Source organism: Xylanibacter brevis P6B11 (assembly GCF_000621825.1).
GTDB lineage: Bacteria > Bacteroidota > Bacteroidia > Bacteroidales > Bacteroidaceae > Prevotella > Prevotella brevis.
Window position 1 is genome coordinate 56,454 of sequence record NZ_JHXG01000014.1, and the last position, 7,049, is coordinate 63,502.

Annotated in this window: 7 protein-coding genes; 1 reads left to right on the forward strand and 6 read right to left on the reverse strand. The window is 42.5% G+C overall.

Annotated features, from left to right (window positions below; translation table 11 throughout):
• Positions 1-5: 5 nt before the first annotated feature.
• Genes T496_RS0109120 through T496_RS0109145 form a run of 6 tightly spaced genes read right to left on the reverse strand, consistent with a single transcriptional unit; the run spans position 6 to position 6,242 of the window.
• Entirely contained in the window at positions 6-2,339 is a 2,334-nt protein-coding gene (locus tag T496_RS0109120; protein ID WP_027450482.1) for a hypothetical protein, read from the reverse strand.
• A gap of 22 nt (positions 2,340-2,361) precedes the next feature.
• Entirely contained in the window at positions 2,362-3,495 is a 1,134-nt protein-coding gene (locus tag T496_RS0109125) for a competence protein CoiA family protein (protein ID WP_027450483.1), read from the reverse strand.
• Between the two features lie 5 nt (positions 3,496-3,500).
• Positions 3,501-4,649, reverse strand: a complete 1,149-nt coding sequence (locus T496_RS0109130) for an HNH endonuclease (protein WP_027450484.1) — start codon at positions 4,647-4,649, stop codon at positions 3,501-3,503.
• Between the two features lie 24 nt (positions 4,650-4,673).
• Positions 4,674-5,195 (reverse strand): hypothetical protein, encoded by a 522-nt coding sequence (locus T496_RS0109135; protein WP_027450485.1) that lies wholly within the window; start codon positions 5,193-5,195, stop codon positions 4,674-4,676.
• A gap of 1 nt (position 5,196) precedes the next feature.
• On the reverse strand, positions 5,197-5,907 hold the full coding sequence (locus tag T496_RS0109140; RefSeq protein ID WP_044110966.1) for an ImmA/IrrE family metallo-endopeptidase: 711 nt from the start codon (positions 5,905-5,907) through the stop codon (positions 5,197-5,199).
• Positions 5,904-6,242, reverse strand: coding sequence for a helix-turn-helix domain-containing protein (locus T496_RS0109145; RefSeq protein ID WP_027450487.1), 339 nt, complete (start codon positions 6,240-6,242; stop codon positions 5,904-5,906). The genes T496_RS0109140 and T496_RS0109145 overlap by 4 nt, the downstream gene beginning before the upstream one ends.
• Positions 6,243-6,755: 513 nt before the next feature.
• Here T496_RS0109145 and T496_RS0109155 point away from each other — a divergent pair.
• Positions 6,756-7,049, forward strand: a 294-nt coding sequence (locus tag T496_RS0109155) for an HU family DNA-binding protein (RefSeq protein WP_027450488.1), incomplete at its 3' end; no start/stop codon positions are given.

Here is a 7,049-nt window from a genome sequence, read left to right on the forward strand (position 1 = left end):
ACCTGTTACTTACTTTTACTTGATTTTGTTTCCGGAAAGAAATCATCAAGCCATCCCTTTTCTCTCGCTTTTTTATAAGCTCCAGGCATTGCATTCTTAAACTGAATTTTACTTTCATATTTGCTAGCTTCAGATTTACATGCTTCATATGACCATGAACGTATATGTTGTTTCATCCACGTATATTCGATAAGCCAGCCATTTTTCAATGCCTTTTGGTATGCACCCACAGATCCCTTTTGAAACTCTGTAATACTTTGGTATTTTTTTGCCTCATCATAACAAGTCTCTTGATTCCAATAATTCATTCTGGGCTTTTCGTCGAACCATGTATAGTCATCAAGCCAACCATTCACTCTGGCTTTAGTATAGGCTCCACGATTTCCTTCCTTGAAATAACTTCGTTTTGTGTATTTCTTGGCTTCTTCGTAGCATGTTTCATATGTCCAAAAACCTGTAAGTTTAACAAACCACGTATAATCCTTGTTCCATCCATTTGCTTTAGACAATTCATACGCCCTTACTGCATGTCTTGCAAATTCCGATGCACTATTATATTTTTTTGCTTCTTCCAAACAGGTTTCTCTATTCCAATAATTATTCTTGGGTCTTTCTTCAAACCACACATAATCATCAAGCCAACCGTTTTTCAATGCTTTAGAATATGCTCCTTGACATTTCTTTTGAAAAGCAGACCTAGTTTTATACTTCTTGGCCTCCTCATAGCAGTGCTCATAATTATCCCAATAACCTGCAGGCTTGGTTTGACGATGATGTAACCATGTATACTCTTCTATCCATCTTTTATTTAAAGATTTTACATATGCACCAGGAGAACCTTTTTGAAATTCTCCACGGGTTCTGTACTTTTTTGCCTCTTGATAACATGTATCTTTGTCCCATTTCGGTTCCCAAAGAACATCAAACCAAATGTAATCTTTTATCCACCCATTTCTTTGTGCAGCAGCATAAGCACTACCATTTGCCTCCTCAAATTCATGAGCAGATTTATACTTTTGTGCTTCTTCAAAACACCTCTTTTTATTCCATTTTCCTTGACTGATAGCTCCAAGAGATCCTTTCCCAATTCCTGTTGCCAATCGATTGAGCATCTTATATCCATGTTGCTCATACCATTTACGCCAATAGTCCTCTCTATCCAGTCCTTCTTCTAAGGTTAGAAAAGACTCCAATACTATCATCGGAGGAACAGGTATATTATGTTTTTTTGCATAACGTGCAACATTATCAGCTTCAAGATTGAATATATGTTCCTTGTCACGCTTCTTTTGCCTCCTCATTAAAGTTCTTCCTACATAAGCTGTTTTTGTCTCTTCGAAGATATAGACGTATACGCTATCTATCTTATCCTTAATAATATCTATTCTTTTATCTACAAGCCATACAAAATCCTCTAACCATCCACGTTTTGCGGCTGCCGCATGAGCTGCAGGACATCCTTTTAGGAACTCCTTTTTTGAAGAGTATTTTCGAGACTCTTCTTCACATCTTTCTTTAGTCCAATATCCATTTGGTTTTTTGGTTTCTTCAAACCAGTCAAAAACATTTAACAGTCCATTTTCATATGCATACTTATATGCCCCAGCATTGGCTTTCAGAAAGTCAACTTTTGTTTTATACTTTCTCGCCTCTTCTTCACATAGCTCTTTTGTCCATCTAAATGGCTTTTCAAACCATGTATAGTCTTTTAACCAGCCCATTTTAGAAGCATATTGTTTTGCTCCATTTGCTTTCTCTGTAAAATCTTTTAAACTCTTACATTTTTTTGCTTCTTCAAAACACCGTTCATATGTCCAATATCCAACAGGCTTCTGTTCCCTTACAGGATTAAACCATGTATAGTCATCTAACCAACCATGTTTGCGCGCAGAACTATACCCATAAGGACATCCCTTCTTAAAGCTGCCTCGTGAATCATATTTCTTTGCCTCATTGTAACATGTATCTCTATCCCACTTGGGTTCCCATAACACTTCAAACCATGTATATTCCTTTAACCACCCTTTCCTGCTTGCTGCTTGGTATGCAGATGTATACTTTGCCCTTAATTCGCTTTGAGAATGACACTTTTGGGCTACTTCAAAACACTTTTCTTTTGTCCATACAATACGACTATTTGCGAATATCTTTAGACCACAATTTGGGCATCCCTGTCCAGATAAATGCTTTTGAGGAGATTGGGGGAACTCTCCGTGTTTTGGGCAAACTATTATGACCTTGGCTCGGTTGTTGACATACTCCACCTTGGAATAGTCATACCTATCCCCATGCACCTCTCGGGCTCTCTTGATGAATTCTTCGGTGGTCAGCTTTGCCATGGCTTTATTATTTTTAAGTTCCTTAATCTTTCTTCCATTCCCAATAGGGCAGGTTACGGAGATTGCTCAAAACTTTATACACGAAGAAACGATTATGTGCATAGTTCTTGCACCCACTTGCCTGTGCGACTTTATCCAAACGTTGATCGTTGATTCTAGCCATTGGCACTCGACGGGGTACAAGGTTTTTTTCTCCCGTCTTTTCATCTTTGACTTCTTCGTTAAAATTCAGAATGCAACGGCTTCGCTTATCGCAAATGTCGCAATGCTTCACGTCCATGCCTGCTTGTATCGCTTTCATCATTCCAAACTCGTAAGGATTTGGTTTGCAATTGTTGACGAGGACTTCAGAAGGTATAGCCACTTCGTATATAGAATCCTCACGATGATTATCTTTGACGTTTCTGCAAGTCAAATTGTCTTGAACACAATTTCCACGCAGGATACCTTTGTCGTCAGGTGCTACCCAGAATCTTTCAAGTGGGCGAGCTGTCTCGAATATACGCTTGAAATTAAAGAACCGTATGGGTGGCAATGCGTTGAAATCGTAAGGCTGTTGAGGATTGGTACGTCCAAACAAACTATCCTCCTCAACAAGCGGGCGCAACACGTCTTTCTCGTCAGCAATCTTCAGCTCTATGATTTGAATGCCAGACGACAGCTTCTCTGGTTTACAATCATGAGTAACAGAGACTTCTAGGAAGATGGGCTCCCGTTCTGGATGTTCTTTGCTCGAAAGCATTAAGTCGGCACGATAGCCTTTATAGGTCACTTCTTCTTCACATGTGTCAAATAGCTTTTTCAAATCAATCGCTACTTGTTCTCTACGATTACATTTCTGGTCCTTATATATTGACTCAAGCTTGCATCCTTTTACCTTATCACAGTGGTGTTCAACAAAGTATTTGATGATGAATTCCTTCTGAGAGTCAAATCTTTCTTTCAAACGCTTTTTGCCCAGTTTGTGCAGATAACTTTCCCAACTACAGTGAGCTTCTTTGTGTCTGAAATGATGTTCGCGTTTATCACCAAGAACTGCGCTCATTTCCTCTCCGCAACCAACACAATAGTAATGCTCGGCACGATTTTCTCTCGTTACCTCGTCAATATGGATGATATGACCATCCGCGTCAGTTGCGTTGTGGAATGTAATCATAAGTCTTAGTAATTATATTTTTCCATTTCTTTGCGATTGATTCTTTCAAGGATATCAATTGTACTACCCTCTGTGCTTACGCCTAATCGTTTGGCGCGTTTAACGACGTCAGCATGATTGATGCGTTCAAGGATGTCAATGGTAGAGCCTTCTGTACTTACACCTGCTCGTTGAGCACGTTTCACCACGTCAGCGTGGTTGATTCGTTCAAGTATTTCAATGGTAGTTCCTTCTGTACTAACGCCAGCTCGCTTGGCTCGTTTAACTACATCGGCATGATTAATCCTTTCTAAGATTTCTATGGTACTTCCTTCTGTGCTAACACCTGCTCGTTGAGCACGTCTTACAACATCGGCGTGATTTTTCCTTTCTAGAATTTCTAAAGTAGATAATTCTCTATCTGCCTCTTTGTGAGATGGCTCGTCAATATGCTCAACCTTAGGTGATTCGACCTTCGCTGTATTTGCTACCGTAGTTGGTTCTTCGCTTGCGAGTATGACGTCTTCGTCAGCAGAGGGCGTGGAAGAAATATTATCAATCTCCCTCGTCTCTTTCTTTGATGAAGATCGCCTGTATGAATCAGGCCTTTTTTCTTCGAACGAACTTGAAGGTGTTGTTTGACTATTCTCAATAACCAACTCGTTTTGCTCGTCGGTTGATTTGTTGTTGTCAGATGACTGCTTGAATAGCAAATCTCGTCCAATCATTACAACAAGAAAGAGTAGAATACCATAAATAACATATTTGAACTGAAAACCATGTGGCCGCTCTGGTTCAATAGGGTATGTGTCACGAATGGTATTTGGAGTCCTCGATGAAAAAACAGTTTCTGCTTTAGTATCTGTTGTGGAAGAATAGTTCTTGTTATATTCTCCCCAAGGCTTTTGTGAATATGACGTGCTTTCTGCTGACTCCGTAGGAATTCCATGTCTTTTCTTGTGGCATTCCTCGCAAAGCACAATTACCTCCTCGGGGCGATATGACCAAGGATTAACGTCACGGTACACCAAATGATGCACTTGCAGTTTATTCCTCTCGTTATAAAAACTTCTACCGCAGTCCTGACAGGTAAAATTTCGCTCTTTAATTAACGAGTAGGAATAACCTTTCCAATAGTCAGACTTTAATAGTCTCTCGTATTCTTCCTTTGTCATGTTTCCAATATTATTGTGTCCGGTTTACAAAACCGTCTCACATACGTACTTCTCTATATCCACTTCAGGCAGTTTGCTTCCTTTCGACCTTACTTCGCTCATGAATGTCTTAACCTCGTCGGTGGTCATCAGATGCTTACACCAAGCATACCAAAGGAAGTCTATCGTGGTGAGATACACTATCTTTTTCTCCTGACAATAGGCACGGATGTCGCGCAGGTTGCTACTGCCAATCACGTTGTGCGTAAACAGGCAATAGGCCATGCAGGCACTCTCGCCCTTACCGAATCGGCTTCTTAGTATTGCATACTCGCGGAGCATTTCGCCACGAGGTGCAAAGGGAAGAAGCGTGATATTCTTCAGCAACGCCATCTGGTGGTCTATCTGCGTCCTGATGTCCGACAGCAATTCCTCGTGCACAGCCTCCAGCAACACGTATTCGTAGTCAGGAAAAATGCTGGGCAACTGACTGAGCCGTCCACCTTTGGCGAAGTGAATCACTACATCTGCATCCAATACAATCTGTGTCTTCACACCCTTTGCCATCCTATTTCAGCAGATTTAAGAGTTCGACATAGTGACCCTCGGAGATGCGCTCCTGTTCGAACAGCAGGCGTGCCTTTTCGCCAAAGTCACCTATCACCACGCCCTCATTGCCTGGCTGATAGAGCGAGAGATCATAACCGTAGTCTGTGGCAATCTGCTGTATCTCCATACTCTCGGCCAGATGATCCTGCAGTTCCTCTTCGGTAAGTAGGCGCAAGTGGCGCAAACAATAGCATAGTGACTGATGGCTCACACCAAACAGCTGCTCCACACGCAGCATCGTGGCTGTGGTGATGTGGCGGTTCATGATTTCTTCCGAAGGTATTGACTCCAGAACACCTGCCTGTGGCAAAAGCAGCGTAGAGGCGAAGGCGTTGGCATTCACCTCTGCAGGGTCTTTTTCTATTCCGGGTGTGCCACAGATATGTGGTTTCGGCTCTTCGTCGTAATAGAGATGGAAAAGCTCGTGGCAAATAGTGAAGTGCTGGCGGCCACGCGAGTTGTTAGAGTTGATGAGCATGAACTTTGCCCGCCCATCTGACGAACGCATTGATAGGCCGCAAGCCTTCTCTGAAAGGGGGCGATAAATCACCATTACCCCCAGTTTGCGCAGCAACGTCTTCGTGTGGATAGGCTCAGACGGATTCAGCCCCGCCTGTAAGCGCATTTTTAGCGCCAGCTGCTCGATGATTTCTTTAGCTAACTTCTTCATTCTCCAAGCATTTTCTGCATTTTCATGTACTCCAGCACTACTTGCTTGAAGCGTGCCACTTCCTTCATGTCGCCCTCTGTCAGTCCGTCGGTGCGGAAGGCGCAAACCATCATGCGGTCTTTTACCGTTTCCGCATCTGGCTCAAACAGCAGCTCCAATTCGCAGCCCAACAATGCTGCCGAACGTTCCAGCACTTCCAGCGGAGCCTCACGTTCGCCTGCCTCATAGTTGGCATACGCACTACGCCCGATGCCCAGATAACTAGACATCTGCTCTTGCGTCAAGTCATTTGCTTCACGCAGCACCTTCAGATTTCTTCCAATCACTTCTCTCATAGTTCCTTGCTAGTTCCTCTTCATAGGTTTTTATTCCGTGGCAAAAATAGCAATAATATTTCAGATAACCAAATTTTTGCCACGATTTTTATCACAACGTTGCATTTTCTGTTTCGAACAAGAAATAGTAGAGTTTTACGTGGTCATTTTGGTCATGGTCATTTTGGTCATTTTCGATTTCGGAAACGCGGTTATTTACTCACTATAATATAAAAATATATTTTTATATTATAGTGGAGCATTTTGACTTTCCGTTTTCGATTTTGACCATTTTGACCTTGACCATCATGACCACATATGCGGGAAAAATTTTCTCGAATACAATTTTTCTTTCGCCTTCATTCGTAAACCGCAACCGCAATGTTGTTGTTGTACCTTTGCAATGCATTTGAGGAACAACGGATGGAGGCGCCAAACGGAGCGTTTAATGCCGGCAAACGGGACGAATGGGGCCACCAAACGAAATCCTCGGCAAAATCACAATTAACTTTAACCATTAAATACCTTAACACTATGCCTGTACTTTACAAAACTTATGTGAACCGCGTGAAGAACTCTAAGATGTTCGGCAAGGTCTATGCCCGCATCGTATCGCTGAAGACCATGACCTACCCTGAGCTGTGCAAGCACATGGCGGAACACAACTCGGTGTATGGCACCGATGTCTGCCTGGGCGTTGCCAACAAGTTGCAGTCGTGTATCCTGGAGCAGCTGATGGAGGGTAAGAAGGTGCAGTTTGGCGACCTGGGTACGTTCTATCTCTCTACGCACACCACGGGTGCCGACTCTGAGGAGGAGTTCAACCTG